This window comes from Solwaraspora sp. WMMB762 (assembly GCF_049179115.1).
Lineage (GTDB): Bacteria > Actinomycetota > Actinomycetes > Mycobacteriales > Micromonosporaceae > Micromonospora_E.
In genome coordinates this window covers 4,755,216-4,779,236 of the sequence record NZ_JBMHMD010000001.1, presented here as the reverse complement: position 1 = coordinate 4,779,236, position 24,021 = coordinate 4,755,216, and the positions used below count along the sequence as shown (strand labels likewise).

Here is a 24,021-nt window from a genome sequence, read left to right as displayed (position 1 = left end):
AGCTGCGGCGGGAGGGTCAGGCAGTGAATCCTCGGCCGTTCTTCATCCGACTCGGCCCGAGCCGCTGGTGGTACGTTGCCGGGCTGGCGCTCTGGGTGGCCGGCTTCGTCGGACTGTTCGGGTACGGGTACACGGCGAAGTCGCAGCGCGACGCCGCCGCCGTGGACCTGTCCCGGGCAGCGATCGACGACACCGTCACCGTCCAGGTCGCCGACGGCGGCGAGTACGGCGTCTGGCTGGAGACCATCGCCGGGGCCGACCGCCCCGACGCGGTCCAGCGGCTGATCGACGCCGCCCCGCCCCGGCTGATCGAGGTAGAGGTGACGACGGCCGACGGCGAGCCGGTGCTGGTCGGGCCGGCCTACGGTTACGACCACCGGGTGACGACCGGGGCGGCGCAGTTGCTCGGCTGGAGCGTCGGCGAGATGGCGCTCGCCCCGGGCGAGTACCGGGTGGCGCTGGCTGACGCCGAGCGGTACGCCGGTGACGGCGTGGCCGGGTTCGCGGTCGGCCCACTGCCGCCCGAGCCGGATGGACGGGCCGCCGTCGCAGGGTTGGTCGGCCCGGCTGCCGGACTGCTGGTCTGCCTCGTCACCCTGATCCTCCGGCAGCGGGCGACCAGCCGGGCGGCCCGACCATGACCGTGAGTGCATGACCCGTGAGTGACCAGATGGGTAGGGGGCGACGTCGATGGACCCGGACAAGCCGCTTCAGTCGTTGAGCGAGTCCGAGCTCAGCAGCGCCCGGTGGGGCGGGCGGGCCGGTGCCGAGCAGGAGACGTACCGGCGTGAGCAGGAACGCCAGCGGCATGAAGATCAACGGCGGCTGGAGGAGAGACAGCGGTCCAGCGGCGGACGCCGGCTGGGTGCCGGCCCGGCCAGCGGCATCGGCATCGGCTGGCTGTGGGATCTGTTCCTGCTGGCGTTGCCGGTGATCGTGCTGGTCGCGGTCGTCGTGGGGCTGGCCCGGGGCACCACCTGGCTGGCTGAGGAGTCGTTGCTGGCACCACTGTTCCCCGCACCGGGTGACAGCCCGGCCCGCTACCTGCTGTCGGTGGTGACCCTGCTGATCCTGGTCCCGGGCAGCTTGGGCGTGCTGGCCGCGCGGCTGCAGCCGACCCCGCTGCGACTGCCGGCGCGGATCATCCTGATGCCGGCGGCGGTGCTGCTGGTGCCGGTGGTCTGCTACGTCACTCAGGTGACCGCCACCGCCGACCTGATCCGGCTGCCGTCATGACGAGCGCCGTACTGAATCTCGTCAACCGGGTACGCCTACCGCTGCGCGGGCTGCTCACCGCCGGATCGGCGGCCGGCGGTGGACTGCTGCTGGTGCTCGGGTCGGTGCTGCCCTGGGTCGCCGGTCCGGACGCTGGCGCGGTCACCTATGGCGCGGTGGAGACCGCCACCGAGGGGTCGGCGCTGGGCTCGCGGGCCGGACTCTCCGGCGGGGACGCGTTCGTGACCCTGCTGGCCGGGCTCGTCGCGCTGGTCGTCGCCGGGTGGTACGGCCTGGGCCGGGCGCGCAGGTGGCAGCAGGTGACGGTGGCCGGGGCGGGCCTGCTGGCCCTCGCCTGGGCAGTGCTGAACCACGCCGAGATCGGCGATGTCGCCGGACCGGACGGTGACCGACTGGACATCGGCCCGGGTGTCGGCGTCTACGTCGCGCTGTTCGGGGCGTTGCTCGTCCTCGTCGCGGCCGGGACGGCACCCCGCGACGTCGAGCACGACCTGCGGGTACTGGCCCGCCGTGCTGAGCGGTTGGCTCAGCGCGGCCTGGGCTTCGAGGCGATCGAGAAGCAGCAGCAGCTGTTGCGTCGGGCCCGCCGTCGTCCGGGCTGGCAGGATCCGCGGCTCACCTTCGAGGCGTTGTTCCTGGCCCGGCTGTATCTGGCCGTCGGCCATGTGGACCGGGCGGTCCAGCTGGTGCACGACGTGATGGGTGACGCGCAGCGCCGGTTCGCCGACGACGAGGAGGGCCTGGCGGCGGCGACGGCGGAGGCGTCCGACCTCATCGGGGAGGCGAATGCCCAGCTCGCCGCCGTGCAACAGTTCGCCCACCAGCAGTACGGCTACCCGCCGCCCCGGTGAGGCGTGGTCGACCAGTCATGTTGACCTGTTCGTGGCAGTCTGGTCGGTGATCGGGATCAGTTCGTCGAAGCGGGGAGGCCGGCAGTGCGGCAGCAGGTTCACTTCATCACTGTGGCCACCGCCGACCTGGCCGCCGCGCGGCGCTTCTACCGGGACGGGTTGGGCTGGCGTCCGACGCTCGACGTACCCGGCGAGATCATCTTCTTTCAGATCGGTCCGGGCCTGATGCTCGGCCTGTTCGATGCGGACGCCTTCGGCCGGGACATCGGCCCGGCTGCGGCGGTGGTGACCCGGCCGGGCGGCTTCACGCTGGCGCACAACGTGCCGACGCCGGACGACGTCGACCGGGTGCTGGCCGAGGCGCGGGCGGCTGGCGGGACGGTCCTCAAGCCGGGCCAGCGGGCCGAGTTCGGTGGGTACCACGGGCACTTCGCCGACCCGAACGGCACGGTCTGGGAGGTCGCCTGCAACCCGGGCTGGTGGGTAGAGCCGGATGGCACCGTCGTGCTCGGCCCGGTCGCCCCGGACAACCCGGTCGCCCCGGACAACCCGGTCGACCAGATCAACTAGCTAGGGCTCTCTTCTGACTGCTACCGGTCAGTTCTGAAACACGCTGTCTGATTCCTGCCACAAATGTTCGGCGCTGGGTCCGGAAACTCGCGTGGCTTGTATTTCGGATGTATTTCGCGATGCTATGGGATAAATGAGACGTAAAATCTCTGATTCTCTGTGGCGCTCCCTGCTCACATGATGTCGAAGCGTTTGGTGAAGTTGGATCCAATGATTCTGGTGGACAGCTACCCAGCTCAAGCGGCGGGTTTCGCGAGTGTCCGTGATCAGTCATTTTACTTCCGTTGTGATCAATGGAAATTTGCCAATACGCTGCTAGCGCCCAGATGGGTACCAAGACAAGGGAGGGTCTCTTGAAATCCACACTGCGCTGGTCGGCAATGGCCGGCCTGGCACTCACGCTGGTGGTCACCGGCGCGCCGGCCGCCCAGGCGGAGTCGTCGCCGTTCAAGTCGGACGGCAACACGAGCGCCATCGCCCGCACCCTCGACGGCCGGGCGATCACCAACGCGAAGATCGCGAAGGAGGTCAGCGACTACTGGACCGAGGAGCGGATGGCGTCTGCCGTCGATCTGACGTTCGCGAGGTCGGCGAAGGGCACCGAGTCGACTGAGCGGGTGGCCAAGCCCGACGGGCCGGCGGGTGCGGTGGCACCGGTCGCGCCGAGCATCGGCACCGGCGGCGACGTCGGGATGCTGCTCAACGAGTCGCAGGCCGTCGGCAAGGTCTACTTCACCACCCCCACCGGGGGCAGGGCTTCCTGCTCGGCGAGCACCGTCGCCAGCGGCAAGCGGCGGCTGGTGGTGACCGCCGGTCACTGCGTGCACCAGGGCCCCGGCGGGCAGTGGTACAGCAACTGGCAGTTCGTCCCGCGGTACCGCAACGGCTCGCGGCCGTACGGCACCTTCGTGGCGTACAGCCTCAACACCCGTACCGCCTGGATCAACAGCGGCAGCTACGCCGAGGACATGGGCATCGCCATCATGAACAACGGTGGCACCTACGGCCTGAAGGTCGTCGACACCGTCGGCGGCCACGGACTGCGCTGGAACTACAGCTACAGCGTTTCGGTCACCGCCCTCGGCTACCCGTCCAACCTGGGCGGTGGTGAGAGCCAGTACTACTGCCAGGGCACCACGTGGAACGCCGGTGGCCAGCAGATTCGGATGTACTGCAACATGACGTACGGTTCCAGCGGTGGACCCTGGCTGCAGGAGTACAACGACTCGACCGGCTACGGGTACATCAACAGCGTGGTCAGCCACGGTGACAACCCGGGCAACGGTCAGTTCGACGGCCCGTACTTCGACAACGACATCAAGAGCCTGTACGACTACGCCGAAGGCCTTTCACCGGCCTGATCCGTCCCGTCCACCTGATCTGTCCCGCCAAAAGGTAGCCTCGGCCGATCCGGCCGGGGCTACCTGCACTGTCAGTTTGCGGGCCGCTGTCAATTCGCTGATTGCATACCCGCCTCGACATTCGCCGCGAGGGAGCGTGGAAGACGATCCTGACCTGTCCAGGATCAGCCCGTGTCGTGGGCGCTCCGTAACATGGGTGGCTGACCAACCCCCCGAGCGTGAGGACAGCCGTGGAGTTCGACGACCTGGAGTGGTTGCGACGCAACGACCCGGGCTGGCGGTTGCTCCGGGCCGACCATGCTGCGCTGGTACTGGCATTTCTCGGCCGGGTGTTCGTCGAGGAGAACATCCGGTCGATCTCCGCCACAGAGCTGGCCGGCCGACTCACCGACGATCTGCAGGCGCTCAACGACCGGCTCGGCGAAGGCACCTTCCCCCGCAGCGCGAAGGCGTACCTGGACGACTGGGCCCAGCCTGAGGTCGGCTGGCTGCGCAAGTACTACCCGCCCGGCTCCGACGAGGTCTTCTTTGACGCCACCCCGGCGGTCGAGCGGGCCCTGGCCTGGGTGCAGTCGCTGCGTGGGCGGGCCTTCGTCGGCACCGAGTCGCGCCTCAACATCGTGCTGGAGTTGCTGCGCCAGATGGTTTTCGGCGCCGAGACCGACCCGGACGTACGGCTGACCGAGCTGTACGCCCGGCGCGCCGAGATCGACGCCGAGATCGAGCGGGTCAATGCCGGCGAGGTGGAGTTGCTGGAGCCGGCTGCCCAGCGCGACCGATACCAGCAGTTCGTCACTACCGCCCGTGGCCTGCTCGGTGACTTCCGCGAGGTGGAGGCGAACTTCCGGGCACTGGACCGGTCGCTGCGCGAGCAGATCGCCACCTGGAACGGGTCGAAGGGTGACCTGCTGGACGAGGTGGTCGGCAGCCGGCACAGCATCGCCGAATCCGACCAGGGTCGCACCTTCCACGCCTTCTACGACTTCCTGCTCTCCCCGCAGCGGCAGGAGGAGTTCAGCGACCTGCTGGCCAAGGTGCAGCAGCTCGACGCGATCGGTGATCCGGATCCCCGGATGCGGCGCATCCACTACGACTGGCTGGACGCGGCCGAACGCACCCAGGCCACCGTACGGATGCTCTCCGAGCAGCTGCGTCGGTTCCTCGACGACCAGGTCTGGCTGGAGAACCGCCGGGTGATGGATCTCCTGCGCAGCATCGAGTCGCACGCGATCGCGCTGCGCGACCAGCCACTCGGCGGGTTGCGCCACGACATCGACGCCAACGCGCCGCAGATCACCCTGCCGATGGAACGGCCGCTCTACCGGCCCCGGGCCAAGCAGGCGCTGCGCAGCGACGCGGACGGCGACACCGGCCCGGTCACCCTCGACGTCTCGGCGCTGTTCGACCAGGTGTACGTCGACCCGACCCGGCTGCGTGGCACGGTACGCGGGGAACTGGCCGGCGCGTCCCAGGTCTCGTTGCCCGACCTGCTGGCCCGGCACCCGCTGGAGCAGGGCCTGGCCGAGCTGGTCACCTACCTGTCGTTGCGGGATCCGGAGTTCGACGTGCTCTTCGACGAGCAGCGGCAGGAACAGGTGCGCTGGCGTGACGACGACGGCCGGTTGCGGTCGGCCGTACTGCCGGCGGTGTCCTTTGTCCGCGGCGGTGCCGGCCCCGTCGCCAGGGAGGTGATCGAGCGTTGACCGCCGCTACCAGACCGACCGAGCCGAACCTGTCGCTGGCCGTCACCCAGCTGATGAAGGGGGTGCTCTACCGCGACGCCCACCCGGTGCCCTGGCAGCACCTGACGCAACTGCAGGCCCAGGTGCGTGACTACGTTGCGGTGATCGGGCTGACCGTCGTCGTCGACGAGGCCGAGGGGTACGCGTACCTGCGCTCCCGCGACGAGGACCCGGACGACGCGCAGGCGTCGGCGATCCCCCGGCTGATCCCCCGGCGGTCGCTGTCGTTCCACGTCAGCCTGCTGCTGGCGCTGCTGCGCAAGAAGCTCGCCGAGTTCGACGCCGACAACGCCGACACCCGGCTGGTGTTGACCCGCCAGCAGATCATCGACATGCTCGCGACGTTCCTGCCGACGTCGGTGAGCGAGGCCCGGCTGGTCGATCAGATCGATGCCCATCTGGGCAAGGTGGTCGATCTGGGCTTCCTGCGGAAGGTCAAGGACGGCGACGCCAGCTACGAGGTGCGGCGCATTCTGAAGGCGTACGTGGACGGGCAGTGGCTGGCCGACTTCGACGCCCGGCTGGCCGAGTACGCCGCCGAACTCACCGGCGCTCGGTCTGACGCGCCGGGTGGCGACGCGCCTGGTGCCGGCTCCGGTGCGGAGGAAGAGAGATGACCGACACCACGGCAGACGACGCTTCGGCACCGCCGCCCGTCGGGTTCCGGCTGCAGCGGCTGGAGGTCCGCAACTGGGGCACCTTTGACGGCCGGGTCTGGACGTTGCGGCCCGGCGGTGCGAACGCGCTGCTCACCGGCGACATCGGCTCCGGCAAGTCGACCATCGTGGACGCGATCACCACCCTGCTGCTGCCGGCGCACAAGATCTCGTACAACAAGGCGGCCGGGGCGGAGATGCGGGAGCGGTCGCTGCGCTCGTACATGCTCGGCTACTACAAGTCGGAGCGTGACGAGGCCACCGGGGCGTCCCGGCCGGTCGGGCTGCGCGGCACCGACAGCTATTCGGTGCTGCTGGGGGTCTTCGCCGATCAGAGCACCGGGGCGACAGTGACACTGGCCCAGGTGTTCTGGATGCGGGAGGGCAACGCCGGCCAGCCGGACCGGTTCTTCGTCGTCGCCAACGTCGATCTCACCGTCGCGGAGCATTTCGTCAACTTCGGCCCGGAGATCACCGCGTTGCGCAAGCGGCTGCGCGCCGCCGGGGCCAAGCTCTACGACCACTTCCCCGAGTACGGCAAGGACTTCCGCCGCCGCCTCGGCATCGCCTCCGACCAGGCGATGGACCTGTTCCACCAGACGGTGTCGATGAAGGCGGTCGGTGACCTCAACGATTTCGTCCGCAACCACATGCTGGAGCCGTTCGACGCCGGGGACTGGATCCGGCGGCTGGTCGCCCACTTCGAGGATCTGACCAGGGCACACTCGGCCGTGGTCCGGGCCCGTGAGCAGTTGGCCGACCTGCGTCCGCTGCTGGACGCCTGCGACCAGTACGACTCGCACGGCCGACAGGTCGACAAGTTGGCGGCGCACCGGGCGGCCCTGCCGTACTTCTGCGCCCGCGGCAAGGTCGAGCTGCTCGACACCCGGATCGCCACCCACGGCAAGGAGCGCGACGAGCAGCAGGCGGCGCTGACCGGGGTGATCGACGAGTTGGCGGAACGCCGCGCCGAGCACCGCCGCCTCGACCTGGAGCGGGCCGGGCACGGCGGCGACCGGATCGCCGATCTGCAACGCCAGATCGGCGAGCAGGAGCGGGTACGCGGCGAGCGCCGCAAGCGGTTCGACCGGTACAACCTGCTGCTGACCGAGGCCGGGCTGCCGGAGATCGACGCGATCGAGCAGTTCACCGCCCGCCGCGATCAGGTCGCCGAGGCGTCGACCGTCGGCGATCGGGCCCAGGCCGATGCGCAGAACGCGTTCACCGACGCCGAGGTACGGGTGCGGGAGCTGGGCGGGCAGGCCGAGGAGGTCAACGCCGAGCTGCGCAGCCTGCGTGAGCGGCGCAGCAACATTCCGCGCCGCAACCTGGAGCTGCGGTCGGCGATCTGCACGGCGCTGCGGCTGCCCGAGTCGGAGTTGCCGTTCGCCGGCGAGCTGATCCAGGTGCGGGCGGCGGAGACCCAATGGGAGGGCGCCGCCGAGCGGGTGTTGCGCGGGTTCGCGTTGTCGTTGCTGGTGCCGGACGTGCACTATCCGGCGGTCGCCGACTGGGTGGACAACCATCACCTGTCCGGCCGGCTGGTCTACTACCGGGTGCCGGCGTCCGTGCCACGTCAGCCGCAGCAGCCGTACGGTGACCGGCCGCTGTCGGCGAAGCTGGAGGTCAAGGAGTCGCCGCTGCGCGGCTGGCTGACCCGGGAACTGCAGCGGCGGGCCGGCTACGAGTGCGTCGACTCGGTGACCGAGTTCCGCCGGGCCGAACGAGCGGTGACCAGGGCGGGGCAGATCAAGGACACCGGTGGCCGGCATGAGAAGGACGACCGGTCCCGGATCGACGACCGCAGCACGTACGTTCTTGGCTGGAGCGTGCAGCAGAAGATCGAGGCGCTGCTGGCCAAGGCGTTGCAGGTCACCCAGGAGCACCGGGCGGCGGCAGCGGAGCGGGATCAGCTGCGCGGCCAGCTCGACCGGCTGTCCCGCCAGCGTGACACGCTGAGCAAACTGGTCGAGTTCGTCGACGCCACCGAGATCGACTGGCAGTCGGCGGCAACCCGGATCGGGCAGCTGACCCGGGAAAAGCAGCGGCTGGAGTCCGCCTCGGGTGAGCTGGCCCGGCTGACCGCCGAGCTGGACCGGGTCGACGCCCGGATCACGGTCCTGGAATCGGACCGCCAGACACTGAACAGCCGGATCGGCAAGATCGGCGGGCAGATCGAGCGCGACGAGTTGGCCCGACGGCAGGCCGCCGAGCTGCTGGCCGAGCCGGGTTACGCCGCCGCCACGCCGGTGTTCGACGCGCTGACCGTCCTGGTCGGATCGTCGGTGCCGGGCAGTCCGGAGGAGTACGACAGGCTCGGTGCCGAGCTGGATCGCGACCTGGCCGGACGCAGGGACGACGCCGCCCGTCGTCAGCAGCAGGCCAGCACCCGGGCGGCCAGCCGGATGGCCGACTTCCGCAGCAAGTATCCGTTGGACACCGCGGAGCTGGACAACTCGATCGAGTCGGCCGGCGAGTACCGGGCGATGCGGGACCGGCTGGTGCAGGACGACCTGCCGCGCTTCGAGGCCGAGTTCAAGACGTACCTGAACACCAACACCATCCGCGACATCGCCAGCTTCCACTCGCAGTTGCGCAAGCAGGCCGACCTGATCCAGGAGCGGATCGACACCATCAACAAGTCGCTGGTGGGCATCGACTACAACGCCGGCCGCTACATCAAGCTGGGCGGCAACCCGACGCCGAACGTGGAGATCCGGCAGTTCCGCACCGACCTGCGGGCCTGCACCGACAACTCGCTCGGCGCGGACGACTCCGACCAGTACTCGGAGCAGAAGTTCCTGCAGGTCAAGCAGATCATCGAGCGGTTCCAGGGGCGGGAGGGCCTGACCGAGGTCGACAAGGTGTGGGCGCGGCGGGTCACTGACGTGCGTAACTGGTTCGTCTTCTCGGCGACTGAACGCTACCGCGAGGACGACAGCGAGTACGAGACGTACACCGACTCGGGTGGCAAGTCCGGCGGGCAGAAGGAGAAACTGGCGTACACGATCCTCGCCGCGTCCCTGGCGTACCAGTTCAAACTGGACACGGCGGGCGGGACCGGCGCGGGCACCTTCCGGTTCGTGGTGATCGACGAAGCGTTCGGACGCGGCTCCGACGAGTCCACGCGGTTCGCCCTGATGCTGTTCGACCGGATCGGGTTGCAGCTGCTCATCGTCACCCCGTTGCAGAAGATCCACGTCATCGAGCCGCACGTGTCGGCGGTTGGTTTCGTCGACAACCCGAAGGGCAGCTACTCGCGGCTGCAGAGCCTGACCATCGACGAATATCATGCACGCCGGCAGGATCACGAGCGGGTCGGCGGGTGAGCCGGCGAGCGGCGGCGGCCTGGAGCAGCTTCGACGACGTACGGCAGAAGCTGCGTCGGCGCTGGACGGCGGGCGAGTTCCTGCGGGCGCTGGCCCGGGGCGAGCCGTGGCAGCCGGTGGCGCTGCCGCTGCGGGCACCGACCTCGGCGGAGCTGGCGGCCGACTTCGGTGCCGCGCAGGACTGGCTCAGCCGGTGGCGGCAAATCGACGACACGCTGGTCCGGCTGGAGTGGAAGACCATCGGCGGTCGGGTGATCGGCACCAACACGGTGCCCGCCAAGGTGGTGATCGAGCGGGCGGAGCAGCTGTGGCGGCTGCTGCGAGTGGCCGGCGAGGTCGAGCGGTTCACGGTGCTGCTCGACCGGACCCACCGGGCCGCGCCCGCGCTCGCCGGTTGGGTCGCGGACCATCCGATGAAGGCGTTGGCGCAGGCCGACCGGTGGGACCGGCTGGTCGACACGGTGCGTTGGATCGAGCGGTACGGCGGACCGGACCGCTACCTGCGGCAGGTCGACGTGCCCGGAGTGGACACCAAGTTCATCGAGCAGCATCGCGGGGTGCTGGCCGAGTTGCTGGACCGGCAGCTGCCGCCGGAGCGGGTGGCTGCCGAGCATCCACCGAGCCGGTTCGTGCAGCGCTACCGGCTGCGCGGCAAACCGGCGTACGTGCGGCTCCGCTCGCTCGACGCGACCCCGCCGGCCGGGCTGGCGCCGTACCGGGAGCTGACCGTGCGGGCCGAGGAGTTGGCCGCCGTCCCGATCGCCGCGACCCGGGTGTTCGTCGTGGAGAACGAGATCACGTACCTGGCGTTGCCGCCGGTCGACGGCGCTCTCGCCATCCTCGGCGGCGGGTACGCGGCGAGCGCGCTGGGCGCGGTGCCCTGGCTGGCCGATCGTGAGCTGGTCTACTGGGGTGACATCGACACCCACGGCTTCGCGATCCTGGACCGGCTGCGGGCGGTGTTTCCGCAGGCGCGCTCGATGTTGATGGACCGGGCGACCCTGCTGGCGCACCGGCCGCACTGGGGCCGGGAGGCGAGTCCGGTCAACGCCGTCCTGCCGGCGTTGACACCGGACGAGTCGGCGCTGTACGCCGATCTGGTCGCCGACGCCTTCGGCCCGGCGGTACGCCTGGAGCAGGAACGGATCCGCTTCGGCCAGGTCGAGCAGGCACTGCTGTCCGAAGCAGACTGAACAGGGGGCACCTCGGCGGCCTGGGCCAGCCTGGTCCCGGTTGAGCTGGACCCTCAGTCGACGACCCCGAGCCACCGTAGCTCAGCGGCGATCGCATCGACCTCGTGCAGACTGCCGTCGGCAACCGCGAGCATGAACGCCTCGGCCCGGTCGACATCGACGTCCGGGATCGGGGTCCCGGTGTTGAGGTTGATGAAGACCAGCGCGGCGGCCCACGCCAGGCGTTTGTTGCCGTCGACGAGTGCGTGGTTGCCGCAGATCGAGTGCAGCAGGCTGGCCGCTTTGCCCGCGAGGTCGGGGTAGGCCTCCTGCCCGAAGACGATCGTGCTCGGTCGGGCGGCGGCGGAGGCGAGCAGCCCGTAGTCGCGGACCTTGGCTGGGGTGCCGAAGACGATCGAGCCGATCTCCAGCAGGTCTTCGACGTCGAGGTAGACGGTCACTGGGCCAGTCGGTCGAGCAGCTCCCGGTGGCGCTCGGCTACATCTGCGGCCAACCCACGCACCTTGGACCGCTTGCTGTGCCTGGCGACGTACTCCTCGATCGCGACGACGATGGTGGCGTTGGCCGACCGGTGCTCGGTCTCAGCGATCTGCTTGAGCTGCGCGTGCAGCTCGTCCGGCAGGTTGACTGTGGTAACCATAGGAAAATCATACGACTTCCAAGTGCCACCCGGTCACGCTCTGGCCGGTGACCTGGAGTGGATCAACCGGGTGGTGTGGTCGAGTCGGATGATCGGGTCGGAAATGCACCAGATGGCGGGACTTACCGTGCGTACCCGGCCGGTGATTGAATCGACGGACTGTCAGTGGTGCCGGGCCGGGGAGCAGTGGTGGACGTCTTCGATGTACGCGACAAGCTCATCGAGGACTACAAGGAGTTCACGTCCAGCTTCGTCGACCCCCGCGACCCGAAGATCGCCGAACACATCGCGGAGTTGACCGCCCAGGGCTACCAGTGGCCGGCACCGTTCCTGTCGCTCAATCCCAACTTCGCCTCCGGTGGCAGGGTCGACGAGCTGGTCCGGCAGGGCCTGCTGCACCCCGACAACGAGCGGATCTTCCGGATCAAGCGCCAGCCGGACGACCCGGGGGCGCGGCCGCTGCGGCTGCACCAGCACCAGCGGGAAGCGATCGAGATCGCCCGGGACCGGCACAGCTACGTGCTGACTACCGGCACCGGTTCCGGCAAGAGCCTGTCGTACATCGTGCCGATCGTCGACCGGGTGCTGCGGGCCAAGGCCGACGGCACCTACCGGCCCGGGGTGAAGGCGATCATCGTCTATCCGATGAACGCGCTGGCCAACAGCCAGCTCAACGAGCTGACGAAGTTTCTCAGCTGGGGCCTGCCGGGCGGGACCCCGCCGGTGCGGTTCGCCCGCTACACCGGGCAGGAGAACACCGAGGAGCGGCGGCGGATCCTCGCCGACCCGCCGGACATCCTGCTCACCAACTACGTGATGCTGGAGCTGGTGCTGACCCGGCACGCCGAACGCGGCCCGTTGACCCGGGCCGCCCGGGGCCTGTGGTTCCTGGTCCTCGACGAGCTGCACACCTATCGCGGCCGGCAGGGTGCCGACGTGGCGTTCCTGGTCCGCCGGGCCCGGGACGCCTTCGCCGCACCGCAGGTGCAGTGCGTCGGCACCTCGGCGACGATGGCCTCCGACACCACCGGCGCCGACCAGCGGATCAAGGTGGCCGAGGTGGCGAGCCGGCTGTTCGGCACCACCGTCGAACCCGGCCACGTGATCGTCGAGACGCTGGAGCGGGCCACCGGAGCACCGGCCGGCAGCGGACCGGCCACCGGAGCGCCGGCAGGCACCGGCGCGGACCCCGCCGGTCTGCGTGACCGGGTCCTGCGGTGGGCCGCCGTCGAGCCGCCACGGCCGGACGTCGACGGGTTGCGCAACGATCCGTTGGCGGCGTGGGTCGAGGGTGCGTTCGGGGTGGAGCCCGACCCGGTCACCGGCCGGCCGGTGCGGCTGCGCCGGCCCCGGACGGTGCCGCAGGCCGCGGACCTGCTCGCCGAGCTGACCGGGGTGCCGGGCCGGGAGTGCGCCACCGCGATCGAGGCGGTACTGGCCGCCGGTGCGGGGCTCGACGACCCGGGGACCGGGCGGCCGTTCTTCGCGTTCCGGCTGCACCAGTTCTTGTCAAAGGGCGACAACGTCTACACCACGATCGAGCCGCCGTCGGTGCGGCATGTGACCAGCCGCTACCAGGCGCTCTCCCCGACCAGCATGGTCGACCAGTCGAAGGCGCTGGTGCCGTTGGCCTTCTGCCGCGAATGCGGCCAGGACTATCTGATCGTCCGGCGCGCCGACCACGGCTTCGAGGCGGGCAGCGAGGTGGAGTCGGCCACCGGTGACGCCGGCTACCTCTACATCAGCGACGATCAGCCGTGGCCGGCGGATCTCGACACGGTGCTCAGCGACGCCCGGCTGCCGTACTCGTGGACGCTGCTGGCCGACGACGGGCGCACCATCGTGGCCCCGACGAAGGAACGCCACCTGCCGGAGCTGGTGCATCTCGACCCGATGGGCACCGAGCAGGCACCGGGGCAGGGGGTGCCGGCGGCCTGGATCTCGTCGCCGTTCCGGTTCTGCCTGCGCTGCCAGGTGTCCTACGAACGCCAGCGCGGCAAGGACTTCGCCCAGCTGGCGAAGCTGTCCGTGGAGGGCCGCAGTTCGGCGTTGTCGGTGGTCGGGGCGAGCGTGGTACGCGCGTTGCGGGCCGCCCCGCAGTTGCCGGCGGAGGCCCGCAAGCTGCTCGCCTTCGTCGACAACCGGCAGGACGCCTCGCTGCAGGCCGGGCACTTCAACGACTTCGTCCAGGTGGTGCAGTTGCGCGGTGCGCTGTACCGGGCGGTGGCGGCGGCCCCGGACGGGTTGACCCACGAGCGGGTGGCGCAGCAGGTCACCGAGGCGCTGCGGCTGGAGCTGGGGCAGTTTGCCCGGACCCCGGAGGTGCGGTACGGCAAGGACGAGATTTGGCGGGCGCTGCGCGAGGTGGTCAACTACCGGCTCTACCTCGATCTGGAACGCGGCTGGCGGGTCACCATGCCGAACCTGGAGCAGACCGGTCTGCTGCGGATCGGCTACCGCTACCTCGACGAGGTTGCCGTCGACGAGGAGATCTGGTCGCGCAGCCACCATCTGCTGCGCGACGACAAACCGGAACGCCGCCACGACGTGGCTTCGACGCTGCTCGACGAACTGCGCCGCAACCTGGCGATCGACGTACGGTGCCTGACTCAGGACGGTTTCGACGAGATCGACCGGTTGTCCCGCCAGCAGCTGGCCGAGCCGTGGAAGCTGGGTGAACGGGAGCGGGCGGTCGTCGCGGGGGTCGCCTACCCGAAGCCGAGCGGCAAGGGCGAGCGGCGCAAACTGCTGCATCTGTCCGGCCGGGGCGCGTTCGGCAAGTACCTGATCCGCCAGTACGGCAAGGACGGCTGCACGGTCGCCGACGCGCAGGACATGATCCGCGACCTGTTGGCGGTGCTGGCCGAGGCGACCCTGGTGATCGAGGTGCCACCGGAGGGCGACGACCTGGTCAGCGGCTACCGGCTGAAGTCGGACGCGCTGATCTGGCAGGCCGGGGACGGCACGGTGGGCGCGGAGGACCGGGTCCGCAAGGTGCTCTCCGGTGAGGCGGGTGCCCGGGTCAACACCTTCTTCCGGGACCTGTACCGGGACACCTCGCATCTGCTGGCCGGGCTGCAGGCGAAGGAACACACCGCCCAGGTGGAGGCGGCGGACCGGCAGAAGCGGGAGAAGCAGTTCCAGGAGGCGGCGCTGCCGCTGCTGTTCTGCTCGCCGACGATGGAGCTGGGCGTCGACATCAAGGATCTCAACGCGGTGGCGATGCGCAACGTGCCGCCGACGCCGGCCAACTACGCCCAGCGGGCCGGGCGGGCCGGCCGGTCCGGGCAGCCGGCGCTGGTGGTCACCTACTGTTCGACGGGCAACGCACACGACCAGTTCTATTTCCGACGCCCGCAGCTGATGGTCGGCGGTGCGGTGCAGGCGCCCCGGCTCGATCTGGCCAACGAGGATCTGGTGCGGTCGCACGTGCAGGCGATCTGGCTGGCCGAGACCGGGGCCGAGCTGCCCAGTTCACTGGTGCGGCTGTTGGAGACCGGCGGGGAGGCGCCGTCGCTGCGGATTTCGCCGGAGTTCGTCCGCAAGCTGCGCGACGACGACGCCCGTAAGCGGGCGTTGGCCCGTGCGGAAGCCGTCCTGGCCGGCGACGTCGACGGGGCGTTCGGCGGGGCTCCCTGGTGGCGGGCCAGCTGGGTCGCCGACACGGTGGAGCAGGCGTACGACGAGTTCGACGCGGCGTTGGGCCGCTGGCGGCAGCTCTACCAGGCGGCGCGGCGCGAGTACGAGGTGCAGAACCGCCGGGCGGTGGACACCAACGTGACCGGCAAGGCACGGGACGAGGCGAGCCGGCGGGCCAACGACGCCCGGGTGCAGCTGAACCTGCTGGCCAACGAGGACTCCGATGAGCCGCAGACCGACTTTTACACGTTCCGCTACCTGGCGTCGGAGGGTTTCCTGCCCGGCTACTCGTTTCCCCGGTTGCCGCTGGCCGCGTACGTGCCGGGGCTGGCCGGTGGCCGCAAGGGCGACTACATCCACCGGCCCCGGTTCATCGGGATCAGCGAGTTCGGCCCCGGTGCGTTGATCTACCACGAGGGTGCCCGCTACCTGGTGCGCGGCGTTCAGCTGCATCAGGTGGCGTCGAACGCCGACGGGGTGTTGACCTCGTCTGCGCGGCGGTGCGCCGAGTGCGGGCATCTGCACGACGACGAGGTCGGCTGGGACGTGTGTGTGAACTGCGGGCAAGGGCTGGGTGCGACGGACACCAATCTGCTGCGCCTGTACACGGTCCGCACGCAGCGGCGGGAGCGGATCTCGTCGGACGAGGAGGAGCGGCGTCGGTCGCTGTTCGAGATCGAGACGTCGTACCGCTTCCATGATCATGGTCGGCGGCCGGGCCGGTTGACGGCGGCGGTGACCACCGCCGACGGCAGTCCGCTGGCGGAGCTGGTCTACGGCGACGCGGCGACGGTGCGGCGGGCCAATCTGGGGTTGCGCCGCCGCAAGGAGGCCAGTGTCCGGGGCTTCTTCCTGGATCCGGCGACCGGTGACTGGCTGTCCGAGCGTAAGGCGACGGAGAAGAACCGGGCCGACGACGAGGAGCTGACCTCGGACGAGGCGGCGATCACGGCGATCGACAAGGTGGCCGCGCCGGAGCGGGTGATCCCGTACGTGCAGGACCGGCGCAACATCCTGGTGCTGCGGTTGGCCGAGCGGGTGCCCGACGACATGGCGGTGACCCTGCTGTACGCGGTGGAACGCGGCATCGAGGCGCATTTCCAGCTGGAGGACTCGGAGCTGACCGGTGAGCTGCTGCCGGATCCGGATGATCGTGGCCGGATGCTGTTCATCGAGAGCGCCGAGGGCGGGGCGGGGGTGCTGCGTCGGCTGGTCGAGGAGCCGGACGCGGTCGCGCGGGTGGCGGCGAAGGCGTTGGAGATCGCGCACTTCGACCCGACCGGTGTCGACGTGGACCAGCCGGACGCCGGCGCCGACCGCTGCGTCCAGGGCTGCTACGACTGTCTGTTGTCGTACTCGAATCAGGGGTTTCACCGGCGGATCAACCGGCACCTGGTGGCGCAGCTGCTGGTGTCGTTCGCTGCGGCGACGGCGACGGCGACGGCGACGGCTGAGCGACCGGCGACCGACCAGCCGGCGACCGAGCAGCTGGCGGCCGGCCGGCCGCCGGGCGGCGACTGCCCACCAGTGGGCAGCGACGGGTCGGCGGGTGCCGGTAGCGTCGACGGGCCGGTGGCCGAGTTCGTGGCCTGGCTGGCGCGCGAGTCGTACCGGGGGCCGGATCCGGTGGCGGAGCCGGTGGCCGGGGTCAGCCCGGATCTGACCTACCGGCAGCAGCGGGCGGTGGTCTTCGTCGACGAGCCGGGCGCGCAGCCGGGGGCCGGGCGGGACGTGGACGCCGAGGAGAGTGTGATCGACGCCGGCTGGACCCCGATCCGGGTGACCGCCGGTGACTGGCAGAGCGTGGTGGACCGGTATCCCGGCGTGTTCGGGCGGCGGCAGGGAGGCAGTGCGTGACGGTGGCGGCGCAGCGGTTCGAGCCGGGGACGTTGGTCACGGCCCGGGGCCGGGAGTGGGTGGTGCTGCCCGAGTCGGAGCCGGAGGTGCTGGTGCTGCGCCCGCTCGGCGGGGCGGACGACGAACGCGCTGCGGTGCTGCCGGAGGTGGAGGAGGTCCGGTCGGCGACGTTCGCGTACCCGGATCCGACCGATGCCGGCAACGCCAGCCGGGCCGGCCTGCTGCGGACGGCGCTGCGGATCGGGTTCCGCTCCTCCGGCGGGCCGTTCCGGTCGTTGGGCGCGGTGGCGGTGGAGCCCCGGCCGTACCAGCTGGTGCCGCTGCTGATGGCGTTGCGCCAGGACCCGGTGCGGATGCTGATCGCCGATGACGTCGGCATCGGCAAGACCGTCGAGAGTGGGTTGATCGCGGCCGAGTTGCTGGCCCAGGGCGACGCGGACGGGTTGGCGGTGCTGTGCAGTCCGGCGTTGGCCGAGCAGTGGCAGCGGGAGTTGGCGGCCAAGTTCGGCATCGCCGCCGAGCTGGTGCTGCCGGGCACCGTACGCCGGTTGCAGGCGTCGCTGGTCGGCTCGACCGATTCGGTGTTCGACCGTTACCGGCACGTGGTGGTCTCCACCGATTTCATCAAGCGGCCGGAGCTGCGCGAGCAGTTCGTCCGCGGCTGCCCCAACCTGGTGATCGTCGACGAGGCGCACGGCTGCGTGCCGGACGACGACCGGCGGGCCGGCAAGTCCCGGATGTTGCGCTACGAGCTGGTACGCCGGTTGGCCGCCGACCCGGCCCGGCAGTTGATCCTGGTGACGGCGACGCCGCACAGCGGCAAGGACACCGGGTTCCGCAACCTGCTGGGCCTGCTGGATCCGGAGCTGGCCACGGTGGATCTCAACCAGGTGGCCGGCCGGGAGCGGCTGGCCCGGCATTTCGTGCAGCGCAGGCGCGCCGACATCCGGGGCTTCCTGGAGGACACCCCGTTTCCGGAGGACCGGCACACCACCGAGCGCGCCTACCGGCTGTCCGGCGAGTACCGCGACCTGTTCGACGACGTGGTGGCGTACGCCCGGCAGGTGGTGCGGGATCCGCTCGGCGGGCAGGTGCGCCAGCGGGTGCGCTACTGGTCGGCGTTGGCGCTGCTGCGGGCGTTGGCGTCGTCGCCGGCCGCGGCGGCGGCGACGCTGCGGACCCGGGCGGCGAACGCCGACGCCGACAGCGCCGAGGACGCGGACACTCTGGGCCGGGCGGCGGTGCTGGACCTGCCCGACGACGAGACCCAGGAGTCGGCCGACGCGACCCCGGGCGCGGACCCAGGGGCGGACGGTGGCGGCGGCAGCGCCGAGCAGCGCCGGCTGCGGGAGTTCGCCCGGCGCGCCGAGGCGCTGGCCGGGGCCGGCGACGCCAAACTGACCTTGCTGGTCAAGGAGGTCAAGACGCTGCTCGGCGACGGGTTCAACCCGGTGGTGTTCTGCCGCTACATCGACACCGCCGAGTACGTCGCGCAGCGGCTGGAGGCGGCGTTGGGCCGTAACTTCGCGGTCGGCTGCGTCACCGGGGCGTTGCCGCCGGAGGAGCGGGCGGCCCGGATCGCCGAGTTGACCGCCGACACCAGCCGCCGCCCGGTGCTGGTCGCCACCGACTGCCTGTCCGAGGGGGTCAACCTGCAGGAACGGTTCCAGGCGGTGGTGCACTACGACCTGGCGTGGAACCCGACCCGGCACGAGCAGCGGGAAGGCCGGGTCGACCGGTTCGGCCAGGTCGCCCCGACGGTACGCGCGGTGATGATCTACGGCGCGGACAACCGGATCGACGAGATCGTGTTGAAGGTGCTGCTGCGCAAGCACAACCGGATCCGCGAGACGTTGGGCATCTCGGTGCCGGTGCCGGACGCCAGCGACGACGTGCTGCAGACGATCGCCCACGAGCTGCTGGTGGCGCCGGAGCAGCCGGAGCAGTTGACCATCGACGCGCTGGCCGTCGGCCCGCGTGAGGAGCTGCACCGGCAGTGGGATTCGGCGGCCGAGCGGGAGAAGGAGTCCCGCACCAAGTACGCCCAGCGGGCGATCAAACCGGCCGAGGTGGCCGACGAGTTGGCCGAGATCCGGGCCAGTCTGGGCACTCCGGCCGAGGTGGCCGAGTTCGCGGCGACCGCGCTGGCCGCGTTCGGTGCCGACGTGGTCGAGCGGCCGTACGGGTTCGACGCCGACTTGGCCGGGCTGCCCGGCCAGGTCACCGACGCCTTCCCGCCCCGGCCGACGAAGGCGGGGCAGGCAAAGGCCGGGGTGTTGCAGCTGCGCCGCGAGCTGCCGACGCCGCCGGGCGCGGCGCATCTGGACCGGACCGACCCGTACGTGTCGGCGCTGGCCCGGCAGGTGCTGGAGTCGGCGCTGGATCCGTCGCTGCCAGGGGACAAACTGTCGGCGGAGAAGCGGCCGGCGCGGCGGGCCGGGGTGATGCGTACGGCTGCGGTGTCGAAACGCACGACGCTGCTGCTGGTGCGGTTCCGGCTGCATCTGACGTTGCCGGCCGGCGCGGCGGCGGGCGGTGAGCCGCGTCCGATGGTCGCCGAGGAGGCGCGGGTGTTGGCGTTCCGGGGTGCCCCGCAGGCGGCCGAGTGGCTGACCGAGGAGGAGACGGCGGCGCTGCTGTCGGCGACCCCGACCGGCAACGTGCTGCCGGACACGGCGACGCCGCTGCTGGCCCGGGTCGTCGGCCAGCTCGACGCGGTCACCGACCATCTGTCGACCACCGCCGACGAGCTCGCCGACCGGTTGCGGGCCGCGCATCTGCGGGTCCGGGAAGCGGTCGGGCAGCGGGTCCGCCGGCAGGTCACGGTGACCGCGCAGAAACCGGCCGACGTGCTCGGCGTCTACCTCTACCTTCCCGAAGGGCAGCAGTGATGAGCGGCGCGGTGATCTATCCGGCGGTACGGGTCGACGGCGGCCTGCTGCCCGGCGGTCTGCTGCAGCGCATCGGCCACGGCGACCGGGAGCTGCCGGGGATGGACCCGGCCGCGTACGGCCTGCAGTCGGGTGAGTCGGTGCGCCGCTACGCCAACCGGTCGTTCGCCTACCTGCAGGAGGTGTGGCGGGACTTCAGCCGGCAGCGGGAGCGGGCCGGCGACGGCGCACCGGCCCGGCTGACCCGGGAACGCTGGCTGCTGGTGCTGCTGCGGGAGCTGGGCTTCGACCCGTTGACGCCGGTGACCGGTGGGATCGCCGTCGACGAGTTGACGTTCCCGGTGTCGCACCGGTGGGACGCCGTACCGGTGCATCTGCTCGGCTGGGGGGTGGACCTGGACCGGCGGACGGCGCGGGTGCGCGGCGCGGCCGGCGCCGCCCCGCATTCGATGGTGCAGCAGCTGCTGAACCGCAGCGACCGGCACCTGTGGGCGGTGCTGTCGAATGGGCAGAAGCTGCGGCTGCTGCGGGATTCGACGACGCTGGTCGGTTCGGCGTCGATCGAGTTCGACCTGGAAGCGATCTTCGACGGGGAGCTGTTCGCCGATTTCGTCCTGCTGTACCGGCTGGCGCACGCGTCCCGGATGCGTCCGGCCGATCCGGCGGCCGGGCCGGCGTCGTGTGTGCTGGAGCAGTGGCGGGCGGCCGGCGCCAAGCAGGGCGAACGCGCGTTGGAGCAGCTGCGCGACGGGGTGGAACGGGCGCTGGAGATTCTCGGCACCGGGCTGCTGACCCATCCGGAGAACGCCGCGCTGCGCGGCCAGGTCGCCGACGCGACGCTGCGTCTGGAGGACGTGAAACGCTCCCTGCTGCGGGTGATCTACCGGCTGCTGTTCTGGTTCGTCGCCGAGGACCGGGATTCGCTGTTGGACCCGCAGGCGGACGCGGCGACCCGGCGGCGCTATGCGACGTTCTTCTCGGCGGCCCGGCTGCGGGACCTGGCGGTGCGGCGGCGGCATTCCCGCCACGGCGACCTGTGGGAGGCGGTCCGCCTGGTCTTCGACTCGCTGGGCCGGGAGGCGGGCCAGCCCCGGCTGGGCCTGCCGGGCATCGGCGGGCTGTTCGAGCCGGGTCCGCTGGACCGGCCGTTGGCGGCGGCGAAGCTGTCCAACCGGCATCTGCTGGAGGCGGTGGAGGCGCTGGCGGTGCTGCCGCAGCGGCGCGGCGGCGGCCGGCAGCGGGTCGACTTCCGGCACCTGGGCGCGGAGGAGCTGGGCAGCGTCTACGAGTCGCTGCTGGAGCTGCGGCCCCGCTGGGACGCGTCGGCGTGGCGGTTCGGCACGGAACGGCTGGCCGGCAACGAACGCAAGACCACCGGCTCCTACTACACCCCGTCGTCGCTGGTGGAGTCGCTGCTGGAGTCGGCGCTGGATCCGCTGATTGACGAGGCGTGCGACCGGCCGACCGCGCCGGAGCGGGTGGCGGCGCTGCTGGAGTTGACGGTCTGCGACCCGGCGTGTGGGTCGGGGCATTTCCTGATCGCGGCGGCCCGGCGGATCGCGAAGCGGGTCGCCGCGGAGGAGACCGACGAGTTGGAGCCGACGCCGCTGGCGGTCCGCTCAGCGCTGCGCCGGGTGATCGGCCGCTGCATCTACGGCGTCGACGTCAACGAAATGGCCGCCGAGTTGGCGAAGGTGTCGCTGTGGCTGGAGGCGATGGAGCCGGGCCGACCGCTGGGCTACCTGGACGCCAACATCCGGGTCGGCAACTCACTGCTCGGGGTGACGCCCCGGCTGCTGGCCGACGGCATTCCGGACGCGGCGTTCACCGCGTTGACCGGCGACGACAAGAAGGTCGCCACCGCGTTGAAGAAGCAGAACGCGGAGGAGGCCGGCGGCCAGACGGAGCTGTTGTGGAGCGGCGGCGTCCAGGTCGGCAACGCCACGCTCGCCGAGGAGGCCGCCCAGCTCACCCGGGTCGAGCCGGGTGATCTGGCCGACGTGCACGTGCAGGCGAAACGGGCGCAGGTCCTGGAGCAGGAGCGACGCCACGCCCGGCTGGTCGCGGACGCCTGGTGCGCCGCGTTCGTGCAGGCCAAAACCCCAGATTCCCGGGGTACGGCGATCACGCAGGCGGTGTTGGAGCGGCTCGGCAAGGGTGAGGCGTCGCTGGAGCTGGCCGCGGTCGAGGAGCAGGTGGAGCGGCTGCACCGGCAGTTCCGCTTCTTCCACTGGCACATCGAGTTCCCGCACATCTTCCGGGTGCCCGACCACGGCCCGGTCAACGACGCCACCGGCTGGCAGGGCGGCTTCTCCTGCGTCCTCGGCAACCCGCCGTGGGAGAAAATCGAGTTCAAAGAGCAGGAGTTCTTCGCGGCACCAGCGCCACACATCGCGAACGCGGCTCACGCCTCAGCGCGGAAAAAGGCGATCGCCGCACTTGAGCACGCCGAGGAGTTCTCGTATCAGTCGCTCTATCGGGACTACCAAACCGCTGTCCGCGAGGTCGAGGCGATCAGCCACATGATCCGCAGCTCCGGACGTTATCCACTGACCGGCCAGGGCCGGCTCAACACCTACGCGATGTTCGCGGAGTCATCTCGCATCATCCTTGCACCTGCCGGCCAGCTCGGCATGATCGTCCCGACCGGGATCGCCACCGATGCGACCACCCAGGACTTCTTCAAGGACCTGGTACGTCGTCGGAGTCTGGTGTCGCTGTTCGACTTCGAGAACGAGGACCGGGTCTTTCCGGGAGTGCATCACTCGTTTCGGTTTTCGTTGTTGACGGTGGCGGGTGTGCGGCGGCCGGTTGATCAGGTGTCGTTGGTGTTCCGGGTGCGGCAGGTGGATCAGATCGCGCGGCGGGCGTACGTGTTGTCGCCGGAGGAGATCAGTCTGTTGAACCCGAACACGGGGACGTGTCCGGTGTTTCTGTCTCGGCGGGATGCGGAGATCACGTTGGGGATCTACCGGCGGGTTCCGGTCCTGTGGGACGAGGCCAAAGTGGGCGGCAACCCGTGGGGTGTCTCGTTCAGTCAAGGCCTGTTCAACATGGCCACGGACTCGGGGCTTTTCCGGACGAGGGAGGCCCTGGAACCAGGCGGCTGGACGTTGGAGGGCAACCACTTCGTCCGGGGCGACGAGCGGATGCTGCCGTTGTACGAGGCGAAGATGGCCCACTTCTACGACCACCGGCTGGGTACGTACGAGGGGGCGACGCAGGCGCAGTTGAACGTCGGGACGCTGCCCCGTTTCACCGACGCCGAGCATGACGATCCGGCGCGGCTGCCACTGCCACGCTACTGGGTGCCGAAACGGGCTGTCGATGAGCGGCTGGCTGGCCGCTGGTCGCATGACTGGCTGCTGGGTTGGCGCGACATCGCCCGCAGCACCGACGAACGCACCCTGATCTCAACCGTGATCCCGTTCGCGGCCGTCGGGGACACCTACCTTCTCGCGATGCCCAGCACCGTTTCGGCTGGCCTGCAGGCCAACATGAGTTCGTTTGTCTTGGACTACGTGGTGCGCCAGAAGGCATCCGGGACTCACCTGAAGTACTACGTCATCAAGCAGCTACCCGTCCTCGCGCCCGGTGGCTACCGCGACGGTGGTCCGCTGGCCTCTTGCCTCGGATCGTTGGATTCGTGGATCGCTGACCGCGTTGTCGAGTTGGCCTACACCGCTGACGACTTGGCTAGTTATGCCAAGAGCCTCGGCTGCGACGGCCCGCCGTTTCGGTGGGACCCGCAGCGACGTGAACTCATCCGTGCCGAACTCGAAGCCGCCTACTTCCACCTGTACAGGGTGAATCGGGATGACGTCGGCTACATCATAGAGACCTTCAAGGTGGTCCGAGAGAAGGACGAGAGGGCGCACGGCGAGTACCGCACCAAACGCCTGATCCTGGAGCGCTACGACGCGATGGCCGATGCCATCCGCACCGGCCAGCCGTACCAAACCCCGCTCGACCCCCCACCTGGCCAAGGCCCGCGCCACTCGCTAGCCAATAGCGGTAGGGACCCGGGATGAATTTCAGTGAGGCGTGAGTTGCTGG

At 70.3% G+C, this 24,021-nt stretch carries 14 protein-coding genes; 12 read left to right on the top strand and 2 right to left on the bottom strand.

Going from position 1 to position 24,021, the window contains the following annotated elements:
- Positions 1-23 precede the first annotated feature (23 nt).
- The 9 genes from ACN27J_RS21245 (at position 24) to ACN27J_RS21205 (ending at position 10,938) form a co-directional block, all read left to right on the top strand.
- Positions 24-641: a hypothetical protein gene (locus tag ACN27J_RS21245; protein ID WP_421368838.1), complete on the top strand. Its 618-nt coding sequence runs from the start codon at positions 24-26 to the stop codon at positions 639-641.
- A gap of 76 nt (positions 642-717) precedes the next feature.
- Positions 718-1,236, top strand: coding sequence for a hypothetical protein (locus ACN27J_RS21240; protein ID WP_421368835.1), 519 nt, complete (start codon positions 718-720; stop codon positions 1,234-1,236).
- Complete coding sequence (locus tag ACN27J_RS21235) at positions 1,233-2,087, top strand: hypothetical protein (protein ID WP_421368833.1); 855 nt, start codon at positions 1,233-1,235, stop codon at positions 2,085-2,087. Before ACN27J_RS21240 ends, ACN27J_RS21235 begins: the two co-directional genes overlap by 4 nt.
- 84 nt (positions 2,088-2,171) lie before the next feature.
- Positions 2,172-2,657 (top strand): VOC family protein, encoded by a 486-nt coding sequence (locus ACN27J_RS21230; protein WP_421368831.1) that lies wholly within the window; start codon positions 2,172-2,174, stop codon positions 2,655-2,657.
- A gap of 326 nt (positions 2,658-2,983) precedes the next feature.
- On the top strand, positions 2,984-4,018 hold the full coding sequence (locus tag ACN27J_RS21225) for a hypothetical protein (protein WP_347403696.1): 1,035 nt from the start codon (positions 2,984-2,986) through the stop codon (positions 4,016-4,018).
- A 218-nt stretch (positions 4,019-4,236) separates the two neighbouring features.
- Positions 4,237-5,721, top strand: a complete 1,485-nt coding sequence (locus ACN27J_RS21220) for a DUF3375 domain-containing protein (RefSeq protein WP_421368828.1) — start codon at positions 4,237-4,239, stop codon at positions 5,719-5,721.
- The gene (locus tag ACN27J_RS21215; protein WP_421368826.1) at positions 5,718-6,377 is read left to right on the top strand and encodes a DUF4194 domain-containing protein; all 660 of its coding nucleotides are present in this window, start codon (positions 5,718-5,720) and stop codon (positions 6,375-6,377) included. The genes ACN27J_RS21220 and ACN27J_RS21215 overlap by 4 nt, the downstream gene beginning before the upstream one ends.
- A complete protein-coding gene (locus ACN27J_RS21210) occupies positions 6,374-9,745 on the top strand; it encodes an ATP-binding protein (protein WP_421368824.1) in 3,372 nt (1,123 codons plus the stop codon). The genes ACN27J_RS21215 and ACN27J_RS21210 overlap by 4 nt, the downstream gene beginning before the upstream one ends.
- Entirely contained in the window at positions 9,742-10,938 is a 1,197-nt protein-coding gene (locus ACN27J_RS21205) for a Wadjet anti-phage system protein JetD domain-containing protein (RefSeq protein WP_421368823.1), read from the top strand. The genes ACN27J_RS21210 and ACN27J_RS21205 overlap by 4 nt, the downstream gene beginning before the upstream one ends.
- A gap of 53 nt (positions 10,939-10,991) precedes the next feature.
- Here the strand turns inward: ACN27J_RS21205 and ACN27J_RS21200 are convergent, their stop codons facing one another.
- Together ACN27J_RS21200 and ACN27J_RS21195 are read right to left on the bottom strand one after the other, a co-directional pair.
- A complete protein-coding gene (locus ACN27J_RS21200; RefSeq protein ID WP_421368821.1) occupies positions 10,992-11,378 on the bottom strand; it encodes a type II toxin-antitoxin system death-on-curing family toxin in 387 nt (128 codons plus the stop codon).
- Complete coding sequence (locus ACN27J_RS21195; RefSeq protein WP_421368819.1) at positions 11,375-11,578, bottom strand: CopG family ribbon-helix-helix protein; 204 nt, start codon at positions 11,576-11,578, stop codon at positions 11,375-11,377. Before ACN27J_RS21195 ends, ACN27J_RS21200 begins: the two co-directional genes overlap by 4 nt.
- 189 nt (positions 11,579-11,767) lie before the next feature.
- On the opposite strand from ACN27J_RS21195, the gene ACN27J_RS21190 reads away from it, so the two are divergent.
- Genes ACN27J_RS21190 through ACN27J_RS21180 form a run of 3 tightly spaced genes read left to right on the top strand, consistent with a single transcriptional unit; the run spans position 11,768 to position 23,996 of the window.
- Entirely contained in the window at positions 11,768-17,074 is a 5,307-nt protein-coding gene (locus tag ACN27J_RS21190) for a DEAD/DEAH box helicase (protein WP_421368818.1), read from the top strand.
- Positions 17,071-19,965, top strand: a complete 2,895-nt coding sequence (locus tag ACN27J_RS21185) for a helicase-related protein (protein WP_421368816.1) — start codon at positions 17,071-17,073, stop codon at positions 19,963-19,965. Before ACN27J_RS21190 ends, ACN27J_RS21185 begins: the two co-directional genes overlap by 4 nt.
- Positions 19,965-23,996 (top strand): Eco57I restriction-modification methylase domain-containing protein, encoded by a 4,032-nt coding sequence (locus ACN27J_RS21180; protein WP_421368814.1) that lies wholly within the window; start codon positions 19,965-19,967, stop codon positions 23,994-23,996. The genes ACN27J_RS21185 and ACN27J_RS21180 overlap by 1 nt, the downstream gene beginning before the upstream one ends.
- Positions 23,997-24,021: the final 25 nt, after the last annotated feature.